Source organism: Agromyces capsici (assembly GCF_058349965.1).
Genome location: NZ_JBYRET010000002.1, coordinates 78,504 through 100,725 on the forward strand (window position 1 = coordinate 78,504; position 22,222 = coordinate 100,725).

General features: G+C 71.1%; 23 protein-coding genes and 1 pseudogene. 12 read left to right on the plus strand and 12 right to left on the minus strand.

The window, feature by feature from the left end; all coding sequences use genetic code 11:
- The first annotated feature begins 29 nt into the window (after positions 1–29).
- Together AC3RKB_RS14250 and AC3RKB_RS14255 are read left to right on the plus strand one after the other, a co-directional pair.
- Complete coding sequence (locus tag AC3RKB_RS14250; protein WP_491436922.1) at positions 30–596, plus strand: LemA family protein; 567 nt, start codon at positions 30–32, stop codon at positions 594–596.
- A gap of 74 nt (positions 597–670) precedes the next feature.
- Positions 671–1,543: a M48 family metalloprotease gene (locus tag AC3RKB_RS14255; protein WP_491436923.1), complete on the plus strand. Its 873-nt coding sequence runs from the start codon at positions 671–673 to the stop codon at positions 1,541–1,543.
- Between the two features lie 6 nt (positions 1,544–1,549).
- Here the strand turns inward: AC3RKB_RS14255 and AC3RKB_RS14260 are convergent, their stop codons facing one another.
- Positions 1,550–2,758 carry a winged helix-turn-helix domain-containing protein gene (locus AC3RKB_RS14260; RefSeq protein WP_491436924.1) on the minus strand — a complete coding sequence of 403 codons (1,209 nt, stop codon included), beginning with the start codon at positions 2,756–2,758 and terminating at the stop codon, positions 1,550–1,552.
- Positions 2,759–2,829: 71 nt separating this feature from the next.
- Here AC3RKB_RS14260 and AC3RKB_RS14265 point away from each other — a divergent pair, with 71 nt between their 5' ends.
- Both AC3RKB_RS14265 and ilvA read left to right on the plus strand, forming a co-directional pair.
- Entirely contained in the window at positions 2,830–4,056 is a 1,227-nt protein-coding gene (locus AC3RKB_RS14265) for an AI-2E family transporter (RefSeq protein WP_491436925.1), read from the plus strand.
- A gap of 1 nt (position 4,057) precedes the next feature.
- On the plus strand, positions 4,058–5,353 hold the full coding sequence (ilvA, locus tag AC3RKB_RS14270) for a threonine ammonia-lyase (RefSeq protein WP_491436926.1): 1,296 nt from the start codon (positions 4,058–4,060) through the stop codon (positions 5,351–5,353).
- A gap of 63 nt (positions 5,354–5,416) precedes the next feature.
- Here the strand turns inward: ilvA and greA are convergent, their stop codons facing one another.
- Together greA and AC3RKB_RS14280 are read right to left on the minus strand one after the other, a co-directional pair.
- Positions 5,417–5,914, minus strand: a complete 498-nt coding sequence (gene greA / locus AC3RKB_RS14275; protein WP_491436927.1) for a transcription elongation factor GreA — start codon at positions 5,912–5,914, stop codon at positions 5,417–5,419.
- A 60-nt stretch (positions 5,915–5,974) separates the two neighbouring features.
- Complete coding sequence (locus tag AC3RKB_RS14280; RefSeq protein ID WP_491436928.1) at positions 5,975–6,451, minus strand: DUF4307 domain-containing protein; 477 nt, start codon at positions 6,449–6,451, stop codon at positions 5,975–5,977.
- Between the two features lie 72 nt (positions 6,452–6,523).
- Here AC3RKB_RS14280 and AC3RKB_RS14285 point away from each other — a divergent pair, with 72 nt between their 5' ends.
- Positions 6,524–6,793, plus strand: a complete 270-nt coding sequence (locus AC3RKB_RS14285) for a hypothetical protein (protein ID WP_491436929.1) — start codon at positions 6,524–6,526, stop codon at positions 6,791–6,793.
- A gap of 19 nt (positions 6,794–6,812) precedes the next feature.
- Here AC3RKB_RS14285 and trhA read toward each other — a convergent pair whose 3' ends face one another.
- On the minus strand, positions 6,813–7,610 hold the full coding sequence (gene trhA, locus AC3RKB_RS14290; protein WP_491436930.1) for a PAQR family membrane homeostasis protein TrhA: 798 nt from the start codon (positions 7,608–7,610) through the stop codon (positions 6,813–6,815).
- Positions 7,611–7,683: 73 nt separating this feature from the next.
- Between trhA and AC3RKB_RS14295 the strand changes: the two genes are divergently transcribed.
- The 3 genes from AC3RKB_RS14295 to phoH2 all read left to right on the plus strand — a co-directional run bounded on the left by AC3RKB_RS14295 (position 7,684) and on the right by phoH2 (position 11,234).
- Entirely contained in the window at positions 7,684–8,469 is a 786-nt protein-coding gene (locus AC3RKB_RS14295) for an isoprenyl transferase (RefSeq protein ID WP_491436931.1), read from the plus strand.
- A 58-nt stretch (positions 8,470–8,527) separates the two neighbouring features.
- Positions 8,528–9,646, plus strand: coding sequence for an aminotransferase class V-fold PLP-dependent enzyme (locus tag AC3RKB_RS14300; RefSeq protein WP_491436932.1), 1,119 nt, complete (start codon positions 8,528–8,530; stop codon positions 9,644–9,646).
- 202 nt (positions 9,647–9,848) lie between these two features.
- Positions 9,849–11,234, plus strand: coding sequence for an RNA 5'-3' helicase PhoH2 (phoH2, locus tag AC3RKB_RS14305; protein WP_491436933.1), 1,386 nt, complete (start codon positions 9,849–9,851; stop codon positions 11,232–11,234).
- A 65-nt stretch (positions 11,235–11,299) separates the two neighbouring features.
- On the opposite strand, the gene AC3RKB_RS14310 is transcribed toward phoH2, so the two are convergent.
- The 6 genes and pseudogenes from AC3RKB_RS14310 to xseA form a co-directional block, all read right to left on the minus strand.
- Entirely contained in the window at positions 11,300–12,265 is a 966-nt protein-coding gene (locus tag AC3RKB_RS14310; RefSeq protein WP_491436934.1) for a hypothetical protein, read from the minus strand.
- A gap of 225 nt (positions 12,266–12,490) precedes the next feature.
- Entirely contained in the window at positions 12,491–13,906 is a 1,416-nt protein-coding gene (locus AC3RKB_RS14315; protein ID WP_491436935.1) for a class II fumarate hydratase, read from the minus strand.
- Positions 13,907–13,979: 73 nt separating this feature from the next.
- Positions 13,980–14,660, minus strand: coding sequence for a carbonic anhydrase (locus tag AC3RKB_RS14320; RefSeq protein ID WP_491436936.1), 681 nt, complete (start codon positions 14,658–14,660; stop codon positions 13,980–13,982).
- Complete coding sequence (locus AC3RKB_RS14325) at positions 14,647–15,288, minus strand: DUF4245 domain-containing protein (protein WP_491436937.1); 642 nt, start codon at positions 15,286–15,288, stop codon at positions 14,647–14,649. Before AC3RKB_RS14325 ends, AC3RKB_RS14320 begins: the two co-directional genes overlap by 14 nt.
- Entirely contained in the window at positions 15,288–15,488 is a 201-nt protein-coding gene (locus AC3RKB_RS14330) for an exodeoxyribonuclease VII small subunit (RefSeq protein WP_491437849.1), read from the minus strand. The genes AC3RKB_RS14325 and AC3RKB_RS14330 overlap by 1 nt, the downstream gene beginning before the upstream one ends.
- Positions 15,489–15,512: 24 nt before the next feature.
- A pseudogene (xseA, locus tag AC3RKB_RS14335) lies at positions 15,513–16,782 on the minus strand (exodeoxyribonuclease VII large subunit); the annotation flags it as partial.
- Between the two features lie 85 nt (positions 16,783–16,867).
- Here xseA and AC3RKB_RS14340 point away from each other — a divergent pair.
- Positions 16,868–17,914: a 4-hydroxy-3-methylbut-2-enyl diphosphate reductase gene (locus AC3RKB_RS14340; protein ID WP_491437850.1), complete on the plus strand. Its 1,047-nt coding sequence runs from the start codon at positions 16,868–16,870 to the stop codon at positions 17,912–17,914.
- A gap of 52 nt (positions 17,915–17,966) precedes the next feature.
- Here the strand turns inward: AC3RKB_RS14340 and AC3RKB_RS14345 are convergent, their stop codons facing one another.
- Entirely contained in the window at positions 17,967–18,584 is a 618-nt protein-coding gene (locus AC3RKB_RS14345; protein WP_491436938.1) for a DUF6264 family protein, read from the minus strand.
- 8 nt (positions 18,585–18,592) lie between these two features.
- On the minus strand, positions 18,593–19,624 hold the full coding sequence (gene fbaA / locus AC3RKB_RS14350) for a class II fructose-bisphosphate aldolase (protein WP_491436939.1): 1,032 nt from the start codon (positions 19,622–19,624) through the stop codon (positions 18,593–18,595).
- Positions 19,625–19,730: 106 nt separating this feature from the next.
- Between fbaA and AC3RKB_RS14355 the strand changes: the two genes are divergently transcribed.
- The 3 genes from AC3RKB_RS14355 (at position 19,731) to AC3RKB_RS14365 (ending at position 22,182) form a co-directional block, all read left to right on the plus strand.
- Positions 19,731–20,639, plus strand: a complete 909-nt coding sequence (locus AC3RKB_RS14355) for a fructose-bisphosphatase class II (protein ID WP_491436940.1) — start codon at positions 19,731–19,733, stop codon at positions 20,637–20,639.
- 84 nt (positions 20,640–20,723) lie between these two features.
- Positions 20,724–21,383: a hypothetical protein gene (locus AC3RKB_RS14360; RefSeq protein WP_491436941.1), complete on the plus strand. Its 660-nt coding sequence runs from the start codon at positions 20,724–20,726 to the stop codon at positions 21,381–21,383.
- A gap of 79 nt (positions 21,384–21,462) precedes the next feature.
- The gene (locus AC3RKB_RS14365; protein ID WP_491436942.1) at positions 21,463–22,182 is read left to right on the plus strand and encodes a FadR/GntR family transcriptional regulator; all 720 of its coding nucleotides are present in this window, start codon (positions 21,463–21,465) and stop codon (positions 22,180–22,182) included.
- Positions 22,183–22,222 lie beyond the last annotated feature (40 nt).

A 22,222-nucleotide genomic window follows, 5' to 3' on the forward strand; every position in this document is an offset into this window, starting at 1 on the left:
GATCATCGCGACACCCAGGAGTCCGCGCCATGGAATGGCTGATCCCGCTCATCATCGTCATCGTCCTCGTCCTGGGGATCGGCATCTACCTGTGGGCGACGTACAACTCGCTCGTCACGCTCAACGTGCGCGTCGACGAGGCGTGGAGCGACATCACCGTGCAGTTGAAGCGGCGGGCCGACCTGATCCCGAACCTCATCGAGGCGGTGAAGGGCTATGCGGCGCACGAGAAGGCGGTGTTCGAGAACGTCACCAAGGCGCGCGCCGAGACGCTCTCCGCACACGGGCCCGCTGAGGCGGGCGTCGCCGAGAACCACATGCAGCAGGCGCTGAAGTCGATCTTCGCGGTCGCCGAGGCGTACCCGCAGCTGCAGGCGAGCCAGAACTTCCTGCAGCTGCAGGGCGAGCTCGTCGACACCGAGGACAAGATCCAGGCGTCGCGCCGGTTCTACAACGGCGGCGTGCGCGAGCTGAACACCAAGATCAAGGTGTTCCCGAACACGCTGTTCGTGCGGAGCCTGGGCTTCCACGAGCGCGAGTTCTTCGAGGTCACGGAGGCGGCGGCGATCTCCGAACCGCCCCGCGTGCAGTTTTGATGCGCGCGAAGCACGCATCAAGGTTGAGTAGCAGCGCGCGCAGCGTGCCGCGTATCGAAACCCAAGGCCAATAGATGTACCGAGCGATCGCCCGGAACAAGCGCAACACCGTCTTCACGATCCTGCTCTTCCTCGTCATCGTCGGCGGCCTGGGCTACCTGGCCTCGGTGATCTACGGCGACCTCACGATCGTCGTGGTGACCCTGGTGATCGCGACCGGGTACGCGCTGTTCCAGTACTACACCGCCGATCGGCAGGCGCTGTCGATGTCGGGCGCGGTCGAGATCCGCAGCGTGTCCGACCATCCGCGGCTCTGGCGAACCGTCGAGAACCTGTCGATCACGACCGGCACGCCCATGCCGCGGGTGTTCGTCATCTCCGATCCGGCGCCGAACGCGTTCGCGACGGGCCGCGACCCGCAGCACGCGGTCGTCGCCGCGACGACGGGCCTCCTCGAGATCATGGACGACTCCGAACTCGAGGGCGTCATGGCCCACGAGCTCGGGCACGTCCGCAACTACGACATCCGGCTGTCGATGATCGTGTTCGGCCTGGTCGTCGCGATCGGGTTCATCTCCGACCTGTTCCTGCGCATGACGTTCTTCGGGCGGGGCAATAACAACAACCCCATCGTGCTGGTCTTCGGGCTCGTCGCGATGCTCGTCGCGCCCCTCGTCGCGAGCATGGTGCAACTCGCCGTGTCGCGCCAGCGCGAGTATCTCGCGGATGCCACGGGCGCGATGACCACCCGGCACCCCGACGCGCTCGCCCGCGCGCTGCTCAAGCTCGAGCAGTACGGCCGGCCCATGCAACGGCAGAACACGTCGATGGCGCACCTCTGGATCGCCGATCCGCTCAAGCCCGGCGTGATCGACCGGCTCTTCGCGACCCACCCGCCGATCGGCGAGCGCGTACGGCGCCTGACCGAGATGGGCCGCAGCTTCTAGGCCGCCTCACGCGGCGGCGAGCTCGGCCCTGAGCGCTGGGGCGAGGTCGCCCCGGCCGACGACCTCGATGTCGTCGAGGCCCTGCCACGCCGCCGCCTCCGCGAGGACGGGATGCAGTCGTGCCGCCGTCTCATCGGGCGCGCCGTGCTCGATCCACGCCGACTGCACCCGGAGCACCTTGGCCTTGCGGTCGCTCTTGAGATCGACGCGGCCGACGACATCGTCGTCGACGAGCACGGGCAGCGAGTAGTACCCGAACTTGCGGTCGGGCTCCGGCGTGTAGATCTCGATGCGGTAGTGGAAGTCGAACAGCCGCTCGGTGCGCGGGCGGAACCACACGACCGGGTCGAACGGCGACAGCACCGCCGCGGCGTCGATCCGCCGGGGGCGCCGGGCGTCGCGATGCACCCAGGTCGGGGTGGCGCGGGCGCCGGTGACCCAGCCGGGCACCTCGACCGGCAGCAGCTCGCCGGCCTCCTCGAGGTCGCGGATCGCGACGCGCACGGGTGCACGCTTCATTCGCCAGTAATCGGCGAGGTCGGCCTCGGTGGCGATGCCGAGGGCGACCGACGCGCGCCGCACGAGCTCGCGCACCGCATCGACCTCGGGGATCGGCGCCTCGAGCAACTCGGCCGGGAGCGCCTGCTCGGGCAGCGCGTAGACGCGCTCGAACCGGACGCGCTCGACGCACACGACCTCGCCGACGAGGAACATCCACTCGAGCGTGCGCTTCACGTCGGACCAGCCCCACCACGACCCGCGGCGCTCATTGGCATCGTGCTCGATCTCGCTCGCGCGCATCGGGCCGTTGGCGGCGAGCTCGGCGCGGAGCCAGTCGCCGAGCGGGCGGTTCTCGACGAGCCATCCGCCCCACTGGCTGCCCTTGCGCCGGTACTCCTCGCGGCGGAACTCGAAGAACGGCCACAGTTCGCGGGGGATGAACGCGGCTTGGTGCGCCCACGATTCGACCATCCGCCCGCGGCGCCCGGTCGTGAGTCGGTCGAGCAGGCCGCGGTCGTACGCGCCGAGCCGACTGAACGCGGGCAGGTAGTGGCTGCGCTCGAACACGTTGACCGAATCGATCTGCAGCACCGCGAGCCGATCGACCAGCCCGGCGAGCTGGCGCGTGCCCGGGGCGGCGACGGTCGGGCGGCCGAAGCCCTGGGCGGCGAGGGCGATGCGGCGTGCGAGGGCGGGACTGACGCTGTCGACCATGATGGTCCGACCCTAACGGGGGGCGCCGACATCCGGCGGAACCCGTCCGCCGCCCCGCCTAGACTGGGACGGTGACCGAGGGGAACGGGGCCTCGCGCGTGCGACGGCAGCGCGCACGCCGCGCCGCCCGCACGCCGCAGCCGCAGCAGGGCGCCGGCGAGCCGGCCCGCGACGCCGCGGCATCCGTGCCCTACCCCATGCGCGTCGCCGCCGCCTGGTCGTGGCGGCTGCTGCTGGTCGGCGGTGTGCTCGCCGTCGTGATCTTCCTGATCATCCAGCTGCGCTACGTGCTCGTCCCGGTGCTCGTCGCGGTGCTGCTCTCCGCGCTGCTCGTGCCGTTCTCGCAGTTCCTGCAGCGGCACCGCTGGCCCAAGTGGCTCGCGATCACCGTCGCGATGCTCGCCACGATCCTCGGCGTGGGGGGCCTGCTCACGCTCGGCATCTCGCAGATCGTCCGCGGTTCGGGCGACCTCGCCGCGCAGACCGTGGTCGCGTGGGAGGACTTCCGCGCCTGGCTGCTCGAGGGCCCGCTGCACGTCACGCCCGAGCAGTTCGATGCGCTCGTGCAGCAGGTGGTCGACTCCGTGCAGCAGGACAGCGGCGTGCTCGTGACGGGCGCGCTGTCCGTCAGCTCGTCGATCGGGCACTTCCTCGCGGGTCTCCTGCTCGCCCTGTTCGCGACCCTGTTCATCCTGATCGACGGCCGCCACATCTGGTACTGGATCGTCGGCATATTCCCGCGCCGCGCGCGCGCCGCGATCGATGGCGCCGGCCGCTCGGGCTGGGCCACGCTCGAGAACTTCGTGAAGGTGCAGATCCTCGTCGCCTCGATCGACGCGGTCGGGATCGGCCTCGGCGCCCTGCTGCTCGGCGTGCCCCTCGCGATCCCCATCGCGATCCTGGTCTTCCTCGGCTCGTTCGTGCCGATCGTCGGCGCGGTCGTCACCGGTGCGCTCGCCGTGTTCGTCGCGCTGGTCTACAACGGCTGGGGCATCGCGCTGGCGATGCTCGGCGTGGTGCTGCTCGTGCAGCAGGTCGAGGGCCACATCCTGCAGCCGCTCATCATGGGGACGGCCGTCAAGGTCCACCCGCTCGGCGTCGTGATCGCCGTCACGACCGGCTCGCTGCTGGCCGGCATCCCCGGCGCGCTGTTCGCGGTCCCGATCGCGGCGGTCGGGAACGTCATGATCCTCTACATCTCAGGCGGCACGTGGAAGCAGGCCGAGCCTCCTTCGCCGGCCGAGACCCATTCCCCGCTCTGGCGCACGGTACCGCAGCGCCCCGGATACGGACGGTGACATGAACCACGCCCTCGACGCTCGACTAGACGCCTCCGCCTCGGTCCCGGCGCCCACGCCCGAGGCCGCCTGGCCCGGACCAGACCTCGCCACGTTCGAGCGCGCGCAGCGCACGGTCGCCGAGATCGCCCGGCGCACGCCCATGGAGACCTCCCGGTTCCTCGGCCGGCTCGAGGGCGTGCCGGTGCACCTCAAGTGCGAGAACCTGCAGCGCACGGGCTCGTACAAGCTCCGCGGCGCGTACAACCGGATGTCGGCGCTCCCGCCCGACGAGCGGGCGCGCGGCGTCGTGGCCGCGTCGGCCGGCAACCACGCGCAGGGCGTCGCGTACGCCGCGCGCGAGCTCGGCATCCACGCCACGATCTTCATGCCCGTCGGCGTCGCGCTGCCCAAGCTCGAGGCCACGCGCGCGTACGGCGCCGACGTGGTGCTGCGCGGCGACTCGATCGGCGAGACGCTCGACGCCGCGGCGGCGTTCGCCGCCGAGACCGGTGCGACCATCATCCCGCCGTTCGACCACCCCGACGTCGTCGCCGGCCAGGGCACGCTGGGGCTCGAGATCCTCGAGCAGGTCCCGGATGTCGCGACCATCGTCGTCCCGATCGGCGGCGGTGGCCTCGCGGCCGGCGTCGCGAGCGCGGCCAAGCTCCGAGCCGCGCAGCTCGGCACGACCGTGCGCGTCATCGGCGTCCAGGCCGAGAACGCCTCGCCGTACCCACCGTCGCTCTCCGCCGGCGAGCCGACGTCGGTGCCGGTCGTGCCGACCATCGCCGACGGCATCGCCGTGTACCGCCCGGGGGAGCTCAACTTCGCGATCATCCGCGAGACGATCGACGAGATCGTCACCGTCACCGAGGACGACATCGCGCGCGCCCTGCTCGTGCTGCTCGAGCGTGCGAAGCTCGTCGTCGAGCCGGCGGGCGCGGTCGGCGTCGCCGCGCTGATGACCGGCAAGGTGCGCTCCGAGGGGCCGATCGTGGTGCTGCTGTCGGGCGGAAACATCGACCCGCTGCTCATGCAGCGCGTGATCGCGCACGGCCTCGCGGCCTCCGATCGCTACCTCACGCTGCGGATCGGCCTGCCCGACCGGCCCGGCCAGCTCGCGCGCATCGCCGAGCTGCTCGCCGAGGCCAAGGCGAACGTCGTCGAGGTGCTGCACACCCGCCACGGCGCGGGCATGCAGATCTCCGAGGTCGCGCTGCAGCTCTCGGTCGAGACGCGCGGCCCGGCGCACCGCGACGAGGTCGTCGAGGTGCTGCGTCGCGCGGGCTACGAGCCCGAGATCATCGAGGAATGACGAACGGCCCCTCCGAGGAGGGGCCGTTCGCGATGGGGGCTCAGCGGGTCGCCGAGCTGCGGATCACTGCCCGCCCCAGGTCTCCACGCCCGTGACCTCGACCGCGATCTCGCGGCCGTTGGGGGCGGTGTAGCTGGTCTTCTCGCCGACCTTCAGGCCGAGGATCGCGGCGCCCAGGGGCGACTGCTCGCTGAAGACGTCGAGCTCGGAGTCGCCGGCGATCTCGCGGCTGCCGATGAGGAAGCGCTCCTCGTCGCCCGCGACGATCGCGGTGATGACGGTGCCGGACTCGACGACGCCGCTCGAGCGGGGCGCCTCGCCGACCTCGGCGGTGCGCAGCAGCTCGGTGAGCTGGCGGATGCGGGCCTCCTGCTTGCCCTGCTCGTCCTTCGCGGCGTGGTACCCGCCGTTCTCCTTGAGGTCGCCCTCCTCACGCGCGGCCTCGATGCGCTTCGCGATCTCCTCGCGGCCGGTGGTGGAGAGGTGCGCGAGCTCGCCTGCGAGCCGATCGTAGGCCTCCTGGGTCAGCCAGGTGGTCGTCGCGGTGGCGTCCTGCGCCATGGTGCACACTCCCGTGGATATACGTGACGCCCCAGCATCTGCCGGAGCGAATTTCCCATTCTAGATCAGCCAGCAGCCCTGGACCAAACCGGTGTTGGCCTCCTGTGCGGTGCGCACACGCTCGGTGAAGGTGCGCAGCGGCCGGTCGGACGCGGGGATCTCGACCACCTTCCAGCCGACGACCGTGAAGTCCTCGTTGAACGCCTGCACGATGCAGGCGGTCTCGTTGCCCTCGGGCACGGAGAGCCGCCAGGTGACCTCGACCGAGCGGTCGTCGAGCAGCCGGTGCCCGAGGTCGGTGGCCTGCACCTGCGGACGGCTGCCGTCGAGCCCGGCCCACGCGACCCAGGCCACGAGCACGACGGCGAACGCGATCGCCGCGCCGACGAGCAGCAGCCGCTCGCGGCGCCGCCGCGTGGGCGTGCGGCCGTACCGGTCGGCCAGACCGGATGCCGCGGGTCCGGCGGGGTCGGTCGCGGGGGTGCCGTCGAGCACGGCGTCCTCGGCCGCGGCATCCGCGGACTCACGTGGGGGCACCGCCCGGCTCCTTCCCGGCTCGATCGTCTAGGCTTGGCATCCAGCCTAACCCCGCCCCCTGAAGGGAATCCGATGCTCGTCGTGCCCGCCGTCACGTCCCTCATCGCCGTGGCCGCGGAAGAGGAGTTCGACCCGAACGACGTCACGCCCGGCGTCGAGGGCTTCGTCATCACGTTCATCATCATGGCCGTGGTCGTGCTGCTCGTGCTCGACATGGTGCGCCGCATCCGCCGCGTGAACTACCGTGCCGAGGCGCGCGACCGCATCGAGGCCGAGGAGCGCGAGGCGAACGGGCCGACGGATGCCGCGGCATCCGACACCCCGCCCGCCAAGCCCGAGTAGCGCCTGGGGGCGAGCCGGCTCAGCCCGCGTGGAAGGCGGGCTCGATCGCGATGATCAGCGTCGCCGTCCAGTGGCACATGAACGCCAGCACGGTGCACACGTGGAAGATCTCGTGGAAGCCGAAGTGGCCGGGCCACGGGTTCGGCTTCTTGATGCCGTAGACGACCGCGCCGATCGTGTACAGGATGCCGCCGACGATCACGAGCACCATCATCGCCACGCTCACCGCGAGCAGGTCGCCGAGGTACATGACGGCCGCCCAGCCGAGCAGGAGGTAGAGCGGCACGTACAGCCACCGGGGCGCGGTGATCCAGAACACGCGGAACCCGATGCCGATCAGTGCGCCGCCCCACACGATCGCGAGCAGCACGAACCCCTTGTCGGGCGGGAGCGCGAGCAGCGCCAACGGCGTGTACGTGCCCGCGATGAGCAGGAAGATGTTCGCGTGGTCGATGCGCTTGAGGATCACCTTCGTGCGCGGCTTCCAGTCGAACCGGTGGTACAACGCGGAGTTGCCGAACAGCAGCATGGACGTGAGCGTGAACACCGCCGACGCCCACTTCGCCCACGGGCCCTCGGCGAGCGTGATCAGCACGATGCCCGCGGCGATCGTGAGCGGGAACGTTCCCGCGTGGATCCAGCCGCGCCAGGTCGGCCGCAGCTCGGCCGGATGCTCGGTCGACGCGTCGATGAATGGGACGTTGGGCAGTTCGGGTCCGCGGCGCTCGTCGAGGGCGACGGCCGCGTCGGCCTCGTCGAGCTCGGAGGCCGGGCGATGGAGGTGCTCGGCGACATCCTCGGGCTCTTGGGCGCTCATGGGCCAAGCGTAGGGCCGCCTGCATCACGGCTTGCTGTGAGCCGTCGCCCTCGGGCGGGGGTAGCGTAGTCGCGTGCAGACAGGCGATCATCACTCCGGTCGCGGCCTCCTCTACCGGCTCTACCAGAAGCGGCTCAAGCGCGAGCTCGACCAGGCCGAGCTCCCGCACCACGTCGCGATGATCATCGACGGCAATCGGCGGTGGGCCAAGCAGCTCGGCTACGACTCCGCCGCGCATGGCCACCGGGCGGGCGCCGCGAAGATGCGCGAGTTCCTCGAGTGGTGCGACGAGCTCGGCATCCGGGTCGTGACGCTCTACCTGCTCTCGAGCGACAACCTCGTCAACCGTACGACCGAGGAGCTCGCCGACCTCATCGAGATCATCGCCGACCTGGCCGAGGAGCTCAGCCACTACCGCGACTGGCGCGTGCAGCACGTCGGCTCCGACGCCGGGCTCCCGGAGCCGCTGGTCGCTGCGCTGGATGCCGCGGAGCAGCGCACCGCCGGCAAGACGGGCCTGCACGTGAACCTCGCGGTCGGCTACGGCGGCCGCAAGGAGATCACCGATGCGATGCGCTCGATCGTCGCGTCCCACCACGCCGAGGGGCGCAGCCTGGAAGACCTGGCGGAGCGCCTGACGCCCGAGCTGATCGGCGAGCACCTGTACACGGGCGGACAGCCCGACCCCGACCTCGTCATCCGCACGTCGGGCGAGCAGCGGCTCAGCGACTTCATGCTCTGGCAGGCCGCGCACAGCGAGTTCTACTTCGTCGAGGCGCTCGGGCCCGACCTGCGCGAGGTCGACCTGCTGCGCGCCATCCGCGACTACACCATGCGGCATCGGCGGTTCGGCGGCTGATCGGCCGGCCATCCGTCCCCCGTCTGCCAGTATGGCTCCGAGAGGGGGTCGCACCCAGGTGACCATCGACGACTACGCGGCCGGCTTCGGCGAGGAACCCGGCTACCTCGACTACGCGCGGGTCGGGCCGCTCGCCCGAGTCGCCGCCGAGGAGGCACTGGCGTTCACGCAGGTGCTCGAACGGGCCCGGCACGGCAGCCTGGAGGCCTTCGGCGAACAGGACGCGCGGCTCCGCGCCGCGGCCTCGGCCCTGACGGGCACGCCCGCCGAGCGCATCGTGTCGATCCCGAACACGTCGACCGGGCTCATGCACGCCATGTTCGGGCTCACCGGCACCGTGCTGCTCTCGCCGGGGGAGTTCCCGAGCGTGCCGATCGCCGCGGTGCGCGCCAACGAGGCCCTGCACTCGGTGCAGCCGGCCTGGCTCGAGACCGACCACGGCAAGGTCACGCCGGGCCGGATCCGCGAGCAGCTCGAGGCCAATGTGGCCGCCGTCGCGGTCAGCCTCGTCGACAGCCGCACCGGCTACCTGTGCGACCTCGAGGGGGTCCGGCAGGTCATCGGAGACCGGCTGCTCATCGTCGACGCCATCCAGGGCTTCGGGATCGTCGACGCACCGTGGGAGCTCGCCGACGTGGTCGTCACGGGAGGGCAGAAGTGGTGCCGGGCGGGCTGGGGCACGGGCGTCATGGCGCTCTCGCCGCGGGCCCTCGAGCGTCTCACGCCCGTGTTCTCGGGCTACACCGGCACCGAGGACGACGAGGTGTGGGACGAGGTGCCGCCGCCCGCCGCGGGCGCGCGAGCGTACCGCGTGTCGAACCCCGACCCCATGGCGCAGGCCCGCTTCGCGGCGGCCCTCGAGGAGCTCGCCGCGGTCGGCGTGCCCGAGGTCAACGCCCGCATCGCCGAGAACGTCAGCCGGGTCATCGACCTGGCCGACGAGTTCGCGATGCCGGTCGCCTCGTCGCGCGACGAGCGGGAGCGCGCCGGCATCGTCGTGCTCGAGCCCGAGCCCGAGCACGTCACGGTCCTCACGGCGTCGCTGCACAACCACGGCGTCACGGCGACCACCCGGCTCGGCACGGTGCGCCTCAGCGTGCACGCCGTGCTGTCGGAGGACACCGTCGAGATGCTGCGCGGCGCGTTCGTGTCGTTCAACACCGCCGCCACGTACTGACTGACCGGGCGGGCGGTGAGCCGATCGTCCACGATATGTGAACAGCGGATGTCGCGCCGCGTGTCGCTTGCCCGTTCGTCGGTGGTCGGACGTACCGTCGAGGCATCGGGCAAGTCGCCCGGTCGAGTCGGCTCGTGAACCGCTCGTGGAGGGATCGCCCGCCGGCGCGAGAGCCGAGCGAGAGCTCGGGGCAGGAGCGGTCGTGACCTCTGTCGAACCCACCAAGCCCCTCGGTCCGGTCGAGTCGGAAGCGCGCCGCACGCGGCCCGCCGACGCGACGCCCGGGGGCGCCGCGCAGGCCGAACGCACGTACGTGCTCGACACGTCGGTGCTGCTCTCCGACCCGCGCGCCCTGTTCCGCTTCGCCGAGCACCCCGTGGTGCTGCCCGTGGTGGTCATCACCGAACTCGAGTCGAAGCGCAACGACCCCGAGATCGGCTTCTTCGCGCGCAAGGCGCTGCGCATCCTCGACGACCTCCGTGTCGAGCACGAACGCCTCGACTTCCCGATCCCCGTCGGCGACGGCGGATCGTTGCGCGTCGAGCTCAACCACTCGAGCCAGTCGGTGCTGCCGAGCGGCCTGCAGTTGGGCGACAACGACTCGCGCATCCTCGCGTGCGCCGCCAACCTCGCGCACGACGGCGTCGCGGTCACCATCGTCTCGAAGGACCTCCCGCTGCGCGTGAAGGCCGCCTCGATCGGCATCGACGCCCAGGAATACCGCGCCGAGCTCGCCCACGACCCGGGCTGGACGGGCATGGCCGAGCTCTCCCTGGGGTCGAACGACATGGCCAAGCTCTACGAGCACGAGGCGATGCAGACGAGCGAGGTGGAGGGGATGCCGATCAACACCGGCCTCGTCATCCACTCGGAGCGGGGCTCCGCACTCGGTCGTATCGTCGGACCCGGCGAGGTGAAGCTCGTGCGCGGCGACCGTGAGCTGTTCGGCGTGCACGGCCGCTCGGCCGAGCAGCGTCTCGCGATCGACCTGCTGCTCGACCCCGAGATCGGGATCCTCTCGCTCGGCGGTCGCGCCGGCACCGGCAAGTCGGCGCTCGCGCTCTGCGCCGGGCTCGAGGCGGTGCTCGAGCGGCAGCAGCACAAGAAGATCATGGTGTTCCGCCCGCTGTACGCGGTCGGCGGTCAGGAACTCGGCTACCTTCCCGGCGACCAGGGCGAGAAGATGAACCCGTGGGGCCAGGCCGTCTTCGACACGCTCGGCTCGGTCGTCTCCGACAACGTGCTCGACGAGGTCGTCGACCGGGGCATACTCGAGGTGCTGCCGCTCACGCACATCCGCGGCCGGTCGCTGCACGACGCCTTCGTGATCGTCGACGAGGCGCAGTCGCTCGAGCGCAACGTGCTGCTCACGGTCCTCAGCCGCATCGGGCAGAACTCGCGCGTGGTGCTCACCCACGACGTCGCCCAGCGCGACAACCTGCGCGTCGGCCGGCACGACGGCGTCGCGAGCGTGATCGAGACGCTGAAGGGGCATCCGCTCTTCGCGCACATCACGCTCACCCGCTCGGAGCGCTCGGCGATCGCGGCGCTCGTCTCGGAGATGCTCGACGGCACCGAGCTGGCGTAGCACCGGCACGACGTCGGCGAACGGGCATCAGCCTGGGCCTCGCCGGGCGGCGACCGATCGAGGCCTCATGCCGGGATCAGTGAGGTGACGAATCCAGTAAGGAACGGTGCGAGGACACTCAAGAGCGTGATCGGCCGCAGGAAGGTCGGTCGATCAAGCCCGATTCGCATGAGCAACCTCGCGCGGGCTTCGCGCTGGGACGGACTCGGAACGCCGGAGCGCGGTTCCCCCAGCGCCTTCTCGACCAAGCGCATCCCGTCCTCACGCCACCCGATGAGGACCGGAGTGAGAATGAGGACGAGCACGAGTGCGAAGAACGCCCCATATCCGACGACGGTCCAGCCGGGAAAGTCATCGGGCGAGGTTCCGGCGGCTATTCGAGCCATCCTGAGAAATGCCGTGTCGACGACAACGGTCGAGAGGAGGAGGGCAATGGCGAGGCTCGACCGCTCCACCGTTCGCCAAATGGCGTCTAATTCGCCGATTGCCGAGCGCACGCGGCGTGCATCGACTATGCGCGGGTCGAATTCGTCATCGGGCCTCGGGGTGATGATGCGAGAGATCGTCATGCGGAGTTCGCCAAGTCGCCCATGGGTAGTCCATACGAGCAACAACCACGGGCTCGCCGATATGAAAGCAAGCGCCGTGACGACTGAGACGAGCGTGCGAAACGGATCGCTCCACTCCGACGTGCCGTCTCCCCGACCCATCAACGCAAGGAACCGGGTGACCGCCCATGCGAGCACCCCGAGGAGAAGCAAGGAAGCGAATACCCGCCACCGGCTCGACCGATCGAGCCTGCCCGCAGCTCCGTTCGCTCGCACCCCGGCAATCAGAATGAAGAACCAGATGACGATTGAGATCGAGATCGCCCCCGCCCACAGCGAGTATCCCTCACTCAAATCCTCGTCGGTTTCCCACCATCTCGCCGCATCGAGCATCAAATAGAACACGAGCAACGCGCCGAACACTGACGCGCATGCTTGAAGGGCCGGCATGAGCGGATGAACAGACTGCCGCGATTCGTTCAACAGGACACCCTTTGCGTCGGGAGCATACTCTCCCGCGCCGCGTCACCGAAAGCGGTGTGCATTCGAACGCCGGTGATCCCGAATTCTGCTGTTGGATCGAAGCTCCGGCTCCCGCATCTGCGACGAACTCGCGCGACGATGACGCGCGTTCACCAGCCTTGACCGTCGCGCGTTGAAAGGTCGACGCCCGGGCGCGCCGCGCGGAGGATCGAGGGAGGCCGGCTGCTACTTCGCCTGCGGCGGCCGCGTCATCGAGAGCAGGTGCAGCGCCTCGTCGAGCTGGGCCTCGGTGAGGTCGCCCCGCTCGACGTGGCCGAGGTCGATCACGGCCTCGCGGACCGTGATGCCCTTGGCGACCGAGTGCTTGGCGATCTTCGCGGCGGCCTCGTAGCCGATGATCTTGTTCAGCGGCGTCACGATCGAGGGCGACATGCCCGCGAGCGCAGAGGTGCGCTCCTCGTTGGCCTGCAGGCCGTCGACGGTCTTGTCGGCGAGCACGCGCACCGAGTTGGCGAGCAGGCGGATCGATTCGAGCAGCGCCGTGCCCATGACGGGGATCTGCACGTTGAGCTCGAACGAGCCCGAGGCGCCGGCCCAGGCGATCGTGGCGTCGTTGCCGACCACGCGCGAGGCGACCATGAGGACCGCCTCGGGCACGACCGGGTTGACCTTGCCCGGCATGATCGAGGAGCCGGGCTGCAGGTCGGGGATGTACAGCTCGCCGAGGCCCGTGTTGGGGCCCGAGCCCATCCAGCGCAGGTCGTTGCAGATCTTGGTGAGGCTCACCGCGATGGTGCGCAGCGCGCCCGACGCCTCGACGAGGCCGTCGCGGTTCGCCTGCGCCTCGAAGTGGTCGGCCGCCTCGGTGATCGGCAGCTCGGTCTCCTGCTGGAGCAGCTCGATGACCAGCTGCGGGAAGCCGGCCGGGGTGTTGATGCCGGTGCCGACCGCGGTGCCGCCGAGCGGGACCTCGGCGACACGCGGGAGGGCCGACTGCACGCGCTCGATGCCGAGGCGGACCTGCCGGGCGTAGCCGCCGAACTCCTGGCCGAGCGTCACGGGCGTGGCGTCCATGAGGTGCGTGCGGCCGGCCTTGACGATGCCGGCCCACGCCTCGGCCTTCGCCTCGAGCGCGACCGCGAGGTGGTCGAGCGAGGGGATGAGGTCGTCGATGAGCGCGGCCGTGACGGCGATGTGCACCGAGGTCGGGAACACGTCGTTCGAGGACTGCGACGCGTTGACGTGGTCGTTCGGGTGCACCGGGCTGCCGAGCTTCTCGGTCGCGAGCGTCGCGAGCACCTCGTTCATGTTCATGTTCGAGGACGTGCCCGAGCCGGTCTGGTAGACGTCGACCGGGAAGTGCTCGGCGAAGCCCACGCGGCCGTCGATGACGTCGTCGGCGGCGTCGGCGATCGCCTGCGCCACCTGGCTGTCGAGCACGCCGAGGCGGGCGTTGGCGAGCGCCGCGGACTTCTTGATGCGCGCGAGCGCCGCGACCTGCGCGGGCTCGAGCCCCTTGCCCGAGATGGGGAAGTTCTCGACGGCGCGCTGCGTCTGCGCGCGGTACAGCGCCGACGCGGGGACCCGCACCTCGCCCATCGTGTCGTGTTCGATCCGGTAGTCGGCGGCGTTGTCCACCACGGTGTGTTCCCCTTCGATCTCGGCGGCGTCGTTCCGGCACAGGGCGTGCAGCGGGCGGATGCCGCCGTCGGCCTCAGATGCGACCGACTGCGATGTCGGTCTCGGCGCGGCCCTCGAGCAGGCGGTAGTTCGCGCCGACGACAGCCAGCGTACCCGCTGCGATCGCGTCGCTGATCACCTCGGAGCGGTCGAGCAGCTCGGCCACGGTGTCGCGCAGGTGCTCCCGGCCGACGAACCCGGCGTCGATCGCGTCGGGCTCGATGGGTCCCTGGTCGGTGCCCGCGACGCGCCGCACCGCGGGCACGATGCGCTCGACGAGCGACGCGATATGCGCGGGAAGCGGGTCGGGCTCGGCGCCCTGCGTGTCGATCGCGGCGCGCACGGCCCCGCAGTGGTCGTGGCCGAGCACGAGGATGAGCGGCACGCCCAGCACGCCGACCGCGTACTCGAGGGAGCCGATCACGTCCTCGGAGATGACCTGCCCGGCGTTGCGCACCACGAAGGCGTCGCCGAGGCCGACGTCGAAGATGATCTCGGCCGCGAGGCGCGAGTCGCTGCAGCCGAAGATCGCCACGAGCGGGCGCTGCTGGCCGGCGAGTTCGGTGCGGCGCTCGACATCCTGCCGCGGATGCTGCGGAGTGCCGGCGATGAACCGGGCGTTGCCGGCGCGGAGCTCGCGCCAGGTCTCGGCGGGGGTGGTCGGTCGTGCGGGGACGGGGTGGCTCACGGCCGCTCCTCTCTCAGCGCTGCGCATCGATGGCCGGGACGATCGCCCGGGCCAGGGTCTCGAACTCCTCGGGGTCGGCGGTGCCGATGAGCACGAACGTGCTCTCGCCCGCCTCGGTGACGAGGCCGTAGCGGGCGTTGCCGACGTCGGCGTCGGATTCGCGGTTGTCGTAGACGGTCCACTCGACGCCGTCGATCGTGACGACGCCGGTGGCCGCGGTGTTCGCGAGCAGGTCGGCGGTCCACGTGGGGTTCGCTCCGAGGCCCTGGTACATGCCGGCGTACTCGTCGCTCGGCGTGAGGTAGCCCGCGTACCACGCGGTGACGCCGTCGGCCTCGCGCGACCGCAGCGACGCATCGTTCGAGCGCCAGCCCTCGGGCAGCTCGGGCACCGCGAGTTCGGGCTCGATCCCGACCTGCGCCTGAGCCGCGACGGAGGCCACGTCGACGTCGCGCTCGATCGGGGTGTCGCTGCGCGGCACGATCAGGACGATCACGGCGACGACCGCGAGGCTCGCGACGAGCGAGCCGATGAGGTTCTTGACCGTCTGCCGCTGACGGCGCTTGAGGGCGTCGTCGGCCTTGCGCTGCGCGGTCTCCTCGGGCGTCTCGGGGCGGCCGAGCTCGGCGACGACCCGGGGTTCGCGACGGGCCATCAGCCCTCGCCGCCGTCGGTGGCGGTGGCGGTGGTGGACGCCGCGGCGCCGGCGGCCCCGGCGCGCGCCGCGTCGAGTCGGGCCCTGGCGCCGAGCAGCCACTCCTCGCAGCGCTGGGCGAGCGCCTCGCCGCGTTCCCAGAGCGCGAGCGACTGCTCGAGCGTGGCCGAACCCTGCTCAAGCTCGGCGACGACGCGCACGAGCTCGTCGCGGGCCTGCTCGTAGCTGAGCTCGGCGACATCCGGGGGAGTGGTGGGCATGGAGGGCATTCTATTCGGCGTCGCCGACAGCACCCCGAGATGTCGCCGCGAGACGGCCCTCGGCGAGCGTGATGCGCAGCGCGGTGCCCTCGGGCGCCTGGTCGGGCCGGGTCAGCACGCCGTCGTGCTCGCGCTGCACGATCGCGTACCCGCGCTGCAGCGTCGCGAGCGGCGAGAGGGCGCGAAGCTGCGAGCGGAGCTCCGCGGTGCGCACGGCGGCGCGCTCGATCGCGCGCTCGGCGAGCTCGGCCCCGCGCGCGACCCAGCGCGTGACCTCCTCGGCGCGGCGGTCGACGATCCAGGTGGAGTCGGCCAGTGCGGGCCGGGTGCGCAGGTGCCCGATCCGGTCGATCTCGTGCGTCACGAGCGTGGTCACCCGCATGCGGACGCGGGCGCGCGCCTGCTCGACGCGGATGAGCTCCTCGGCGACATCGGGGACCACGCGCTTCGCGGCATCCGTCGGCGTCGACGCCCGGAGGTCGGCGACCTCGTCGAGCAGCGGGCGGTCGGCCTCGTGCCCGATCGCGCTGACGATGGGGGTGGATGCTGCCGCCGCGGCCCGCACGACGCGCTCGTCGCTGAAGCCCAGCAGGTTCTGGAAGTCGCCGCCGCCGCGGGCGACGATGATGACCTCGACCTCGGGGTCGGCATCGAGGCGCCGGATGGCGCGGACCACCTCGATCGCGCACCGGTCGCCCTGCACGGCCGCGTACGCCGTGCGGAACTCGACGGCGGGCCAGCGGAGGCGGGCGTTGCGCAGCACGTCCTTCTCGGCGTCGCTGTCCTTGCCGGTGACGAGGCCGACGACCTGCGGCAGGAACGGCAACGGGCGCTTGCGCGCGGCCTCGAACAGGCCCTCGGCGGCGAGCTGGGCGCGCAGCCGCTCGAGCCGCTCGAGCAGGTCGCCGAGCCCGACGTGGCGCACGTCGAACACCTGCATGGTGAGCGAGCCGCCCTTGACCCACCAGTTGGGCTTGACGAGCGCCACCACGTGGTCGCCCGCCTTGAACTGCTCGGTGAGCTTCGCACGCGTCGACGACCAGATCGAGAACGAGACCGTGGCGTCGGCCTCGAGGTCCCTCAGCTTGCCGTAGACGTTGCCGGCCGACACGCCCCACTGGGTGATCTCACCCTCGATCCACACCGTGCCGAGCCGGTCGAGGTACTCCTTGAGCTTGCCCGAGAGCATCGAGACGGACCACGGGGTCTCGCGGGTCGTGGGGCCCTCGGCCATACGCCTCCCAGCCGCTCGCCATCTGCGCCCGCGTAGGATGGCACCCGTGACGAGCTTGACGGATGCCCCGCGAATCGACCTCGGCATGCCTCGGATCCCGAGCGTGCGCGGCCGGCTCAAGGATATCCCGGTGCAAGGACCCAAGAAGGTGCTGCTGGCGGCGCCACGCGGCTACTGCGCGGGCGTCGACCGCGCCGTGATCGCGGTCGAGAAGGCGCTCGAGCACTACGGCGCGCCGGTCTACGTGCGCAAGCAGATCGTTCACAACATCCACGTGGTGACCGAGCTCGAGAAGCAGGGCGCGATCTTCGTCGAGGAGGTCGACGAGGTGCCCGAGGGCGCCCACGTCGTCTTCAGCGCGCACGGGGTCTCGCCCGCCGTGGTCAATTCGGCGGCCGAGCGCGGCCTGCATGCGATCGACGCGACCTGCCCGCTCGTGACGAAGGTGCACCGCGAGGCCGTGCGCTTCGCGCGCGACGACTTCGAGATCCTGCTCATCGGCCACGAGGGCCACGAGGAGGTCGAGGGCACCGCAGGCGAGGCGCCCGACCACGTCACGCTCGTCAACAGCCCCGACGACGTGCCGAACATCGAGGTGCGCGACCCCGACAAGGTCGTGTGGCTCTCGCAGACCACCCTGTCGGTCGACGAGACGATGGAGACCGTGCGGCGCCTGCGCGAGCGGTTCCCGAATCTGCAGGACCCGCCCTCCGACGACATCTGCTACGCCACCCAGAACCGCCAGGTCGCCATCAAGAAGGTCGCCCGCGACGCCGACGTCGTCATCGTCGTCGGCTCGGCGAACTCGTCGAACAGCGTGCGCCTCGTCGAGGTCGCGCTCGAGTACGGCGCGAAGCGCGCCTACCGGGTCGACTACTCGACCGAGATCCAGCAGGAGTGGCTCGAGGGCGCCGAGACGGTCGGCGTCACGAGCGGCGCGTCGGTGCCCGAGGGCCTCGTCAAGGAGGTCCTGCTCGAGCTCGCCGACGCCGGGTACGGCGAGGTCGCCGAGGTCAAGACGGCCGAGGAGGACCTGATGTTCTCCCTGCCCAAGGAGCTCCGCAAGGACCTGCAGGGCAACCGCGAACAGCGGGCGCTCGGCGGCCGGAACCGCGCCGCAGCCCAGGCCTGAGCGGCGCCGCGCGCGCCCGAGCGGCGCTGCGGCACCGCGTCGACGCGACGGTTCAGACGCCCGAGATCTGCTCGACGTACGAGACGAACGTCGGGTCGGTGAGGAAGACGATCGAGGTGATGACGATCGTGGCGACGATCGCGACGGCCCCGCCCACGAGCGGCACCCAGAACGCCGGCTTGCGTGCGCGCATGCGCGCGATCGCCCAGCCCAGCACGGCCGCGTAGAGCCCGAGCATGACGACCGAGCCGACCGTCGCGAGGGTCGGCAGCCACTCCTGCGGCGTGTAGGTGCCGACGCCCTGCTGCGAGTACACGGTCTGGATGGCGGCCGGCAACTGCTGCAGGCTCACCGAGGTGTTCCACGCGCCGACCGCGCCGATCGCGAGCAGCAGGATCGTGAAGAAGCGATCGACGGTGCGCGGGGCGGCCGCGGTGTCCGCGGTCGCCGGTGCCTGCGGCGGCGCAGGCGCGGGCGGGGCTGCGGGCGGCGGTGCCGGGTGCGGGGCGGATGCCGCAGCATCCGCCCGCTCGTCGGCCGGCGGCTGCCACGACCAGCCCTCGGGCGCGTACTCGCCGTAGCGCGGGCGAGGCCGCTCGTCGCGCGGCGGCGGCGCGGCACCGTCGGCCGGCCCCTGCGTCCCGTTCCGAGCGGCCTCGTCCTGCGACATCCGGTGCCCTACGCCGTGATCGACTTGCCGGCCGAGCCGAGCTGGCGGGTCGACTCGCCGACGCGAACGGCCATCGCCGTCTCGGCGACCTTGCCCCACGCGCGCGGGTCGTACTGCTTCTTGTTGCCGACCGAGCCGTCGACCTTCAGCACGCCGTCGTAGTTCTGGAACATGTAGCCGGCGATCGAGCGCGTGAACGCGTACTGCGTGTCGGTGTCGATGTTCATCTTCACGACGCCGTTGGCGACCGCCTCGGCGATCTCGGCGTCGGTCGAGCCCGAGCCGCCGTGGAAGACCAGGTCGAGCGGCTTCTCGCCGGTGCCGTACTTGGCCGCGAGGCCGTCCTGGATCTCCTTGAGGAGTGACGGGCGGAGCTTGACGTTGCCGGGCGCGTAGACGCCGTGCACGTTGCCGAACGTGAGGGCGGCCATGTAGCGGCCCTGCTCGCCGAGACCGAGCGCCTCGACCGCCGCGATCGCGTCGTTCAGGGTCGTGTAGAGCGCCTCGTTCGAGCCCTCGTGCTTGACGCCGTCCTCCTCGCCGCCGACGACGCCGATCTCGACCTCGAGGATCGCGTTGATGTTGCGGAGCTTGGGCAGGATGTCCTTCGCGATCTCGAGGTTCTCGTCGAGCGGCACGGCCGAGCCGTCCCACATGTGCGACTGGAAGATCGGGTTGCGGCCCGCCTTGACCTCCTCCTCGGAGGCGGCGATGAGCGGGTAGACGAAGCCGTCGAGCGCGTCCTTCGGGCAGTGGTCGGTGTGCAGCGCGACCGTGATCGGGTAGGACTTGGCGACCTCGTGCGCGAACTTCGCGAACGCGAGCGCACCGGCCGCGCGGGCCTTGACGGTGTGGCCGGCGAAGTAGTCGGCGCCGCCCGTGGTGACCTGGATGATGCCGTCGGAGCCGGCCTCGGCGAGGCCCTGCAGCACCGCGTTGAGGGTCTGCGAGCTCGACACGTTGAACGCCGGGAACGCGAAGCCCTGGGCCTTGGCGGTGTCGAGCATCTGCGCGTACTGCTCGGGGGTTGCGATGGGCATACCTTGCTCCTTCGAAAAGTCGTGGGTTGCGCACGAGTCTAGCGACGTGTCGAGCGAGCCTCAGGTGGGGGCGGATGTCGCGGACGCGATCGGGCACGATGGACCCGTGCCTGCTCTGCCGCTCGATGACCATCCGCTCGCCGTCGGACTCGCGGAGGCGACACGCCTGGCGGCCCTCGCGGCCGTGCCGCTCGTCGGGAGCGGGGATCGCGACGCCGTGGACGGCGCCGCGGTCGCGGCGATGCGCGCGGCGCTCGCCACGATCGCGGCCGACGGCCGAGTCGTGGTCGGCGAGGGCGAGAAGGACGACGCGCCGATGCTGCACCTGGGGGAGCGGTTCGGCACGGGCGTGGGCCCGGCGATCGACATCGCGGTCGACCCCGTGGACGGCACGAGCCTCGCCGCGGCCGGGCTCCCCGGCGCGATGGCGATCATGGCCGTCGCGCCGCGCGGCGCGTTCCTCGACATCGGGCACGCGCACTACATGGCCAAGCTCGTCTCGCACGTGCCGGGGCTCGAAATCGACGCGCCGGTGCGCGAGGCGATCGCGCGGATCTCGAAGCACCGCGGTGTTCCCGTCGGGCAGGTGCGGGTCGCGATCCAGGACCGACCCCGGAATGCGGCGGTGGCGGATGCTGCTGAGGCGACCGGTGCACTGGTGGAGCGATTCGTCCACGGCGACGTCGAGCGATGCCTTCGCGCCGCGCGAGGCGACGGCAGCCTCGACCTGGTGATCGGCATCGGCGGGGCGCCCGAGGGCGTGCTCACGGCCGCGGCCGTGCGTGCCCTCGGGGGATGGATGCAGGCCAGGCTGGCGCCCCAGTCGGCGGTGGAGTCCGAACGGCTCGCCGCGGACGGCGTCCCGCTCGGCCGGGTCCATGGATTCGACGAACTCTGCGGCGACCGCGTCGCCGTGTTTCTCACCGCGGTGACTCCGTGCGACCTCGGTTCGGATGCCCGGCTGGAGCCGGGGCAGTCGTGGCGCGTCGCCCTCTCGGACGCGTTCTGTGACTGAGGGCGTTCGCGCCGCCCGGCATGTCGGCGGCGCGTCGCCCGGCACATCCGCGGCACCGGGCGTGCCGGCCGCTATCATCTCGCCATGTCACCTCCGGACTCACCCGAATCGGGCCGTGCGCTCCGGGCAACCCTCTTCACCGGGGGTGGGCTCCTCATCGCATGCGGCGTCACGGAGGTCCTGCGCGCGCTGTACTCCGGCGTGGGCGCCGTCCCCACGGTGTGGGTGGCGGCGGTACTCTTCGCGGCGGCGCTCACGGTGTTCGCGCTGGGGGTCGGGCGAGCCGGCAGCATCGTCGCGCGACGGCCGGTCGGGGTCGCGTCGCTGATCACCTTCGCGATCGCTCCGTGGCTGCTCATCGTCGCGTTCTCCTTCGTACCGGGTGGGCCGGTGCCCGGGATCGCCCTGTTCTTCCTCGTGCAACTGGTCGCGTTCGTGTCCGGTCTCGTGGCGGTCATCGCGATCCTCCGTGCTCGGGTGCTTCCGCCCGTCTGGCGACAGGTCCCCCTCTGGGCATTCACCGTGGCGACGCTGACGGAACTCGCGGAGGTCTTCCAGTTCTTCTACGGTGCAACGACCTGGTACTACGAAGTGGTCAGTCTGGAGATCATCTTCGCGCTTCCGGTGGTGATCCCCGGCGTCATTCTGGTTCTCGGCATACTGGCCGTCGTGCTGGGCGCACGAAGCGCGTCCGGGCCGGCGGCGATCGAGGAAGCCGAGCGAGGGTCCGCCGGGACGGCATAGTCGCCTCGGGTCGGCGGAGGCGTTCCGAAGCTAGTCTGGAAGCTAACCTGTCGGAGAGCAGCCAGCTGATCGGAGTCGCATGCCGCGCAAGTCGCTCGTCGCCACCGTCGCCGATGCCGTCCTCGACGACATCGTGCGCGGCGACCTCGCGCCCGGCGACGCCCTGCCGAGCGAGGCCGAGCTCGGCGCGATCCACGATGTCAGCCGAATCACGGTGCGCGAGGCGATCAAGACGCTGCAGGCGCAGGGCGTCATCCGCGTCGAGAACGGCCGAGGCAGCTACGTGCAGCCGGTGGGCGAGTGGGTCTCGCTCGATGCGGTGCTGCGCATCACCTCGGCGGGCGGCCGCGACGACGACGTGGCGGTGCAGCTCATCGAGGTGCGTCGGATGCTCGAGACCGGTGCGGCGGCGCTCGCGGCGACCCGCCGGAGCGACGACGACCTCGCGCAGCTCGCGACGTACGTCGAGGAGATGCGCGAGTCGAGCGCGCGCGACGACGTCGACGCGTTCGTGCGCGCCGACCTCGCGTTCCATGACGTCATCCTCCGCGCGAGCGGCAACGTGTTCCTGCGCGTGCTGTTCGAGCCGCTCACGCGCGTGCTCGCGGAGCGGCGCGCCCAGACCTCGCGCGTGCCCGACATCCAGGCGCACGCGATCGAGGAGCACGCCTCGGTGCTCGAGGCGCTCCGCACGGGCGAGGCCGAGACCGCCCGGCGCGCCATGGATCGGCACATGGACCAGACGATGGACGACCTCCGGCACTACGTGCTCGACGCGCGCGCCGACGCATCGGCCTGACCTGATCCGCCGGCACTTGACATCCGCTCTTCGCGCGCTA

Bases quoted from the DNA above. Each gene is read 5' to 3' on its own strand.
- AC3RKB_RS14255 (WP_491436923.1), top strand. From the start codon at position 671: ATGTACCGAGCGATCGCCCGGAACAAGCGCAACACCGTCTTCACGATC.
- AC3RKB_RS14285 (WP_491436929.1), top strand. From the start codon at position 6,524: ATGCTCGTCGTGCCCGCCGTCACGTCCCTCATCGCCGTGGCCGCGGAA.
- AC3RKB_RS14250 (WP_491436922.1), top strand. From the start codon at position 30: ATGGAATGGCTGATCCCGCTCATCATCGTCATCGTCCTCGTCCTGGGG.
- AC3RKB_RS14260 (WP_491436924.1), bottom strand. From the start codon at position 2,758: ATGGTCGACAGCGTCAGTCCCGCCCTCGCACGCCGCATCGCCCTCGCC.
- AC3RKB_RS14345 (WP_491436938.1), bottom strand. From the start codon at position 18,584: ATGTCGCAGGACGAGGCCGCTCGGAACGGGACGCAGGGGCCGGCCGAC.
- AC3RKB_RS14325 (WP_491436937.1), bottom strand. From the start codon at position 15,288: ATGGCCCGTCGCGAACCCCGGGTCGTCGCCGAGCTCGGCCGCCCCGAG.
- fbaA (WP_491436939.1), bottom strand. From the start codon at position 19,624: ATGCCCATCGCAACCCCCGAGCAGTACGCGCAGATGCTCGACACCGCC.
- trhA (WP_491436930.1), bottom strand. From the start codon at position 7,610: ATGAGCGCCCAAGAGCCCGAGGATGTCGCCGAGCACCTCCATCGCCCG.
- AC3RKB_RS14320 (WP_491436936.1), bottom strand. From the start codon at position 14,660: ATGCGCAGCGCTGAGAGAGGAGCGGCCGTGAGCCACCCCGTCCCCGCA.
- AC3RKB_RS14365 (WP_491436942.1), top strand. From the start codon at position 21,463: ATGCCGCGCAAGTCGCTCGTCGCCACCGTCGCCGATGCCGTCCTCGAC.
- ilvA (WP_491436926.1), top strand. From the start codon at position 4,058: ATGAACCACGCCCTCGACGCTCGACTAGACGCCTCCGCCTCGGTCCCG.
- AC3RKB_RS14340 (WP_491437850.1), top strand. From the start codon at position 16,868: ATGCCTCGGATCCCGAGCGTGCGCGGCCGGCTCAAGGATATCCCGGTG.
- AC3RKB_RS14360 (WP_491436941.1), top strand. From the start codon at position 20,724: ATGTCACCTCCGGACTCACCCGAATCGGGCCGTGCGCTCCGGGCAACC.
- greA (WP_491436927.1), bottom strand. From the start codon at position 5,914: ATGGCGCAGGACGCCACCGCGACGACCACCTGGCTGACCCAGGAGGCC.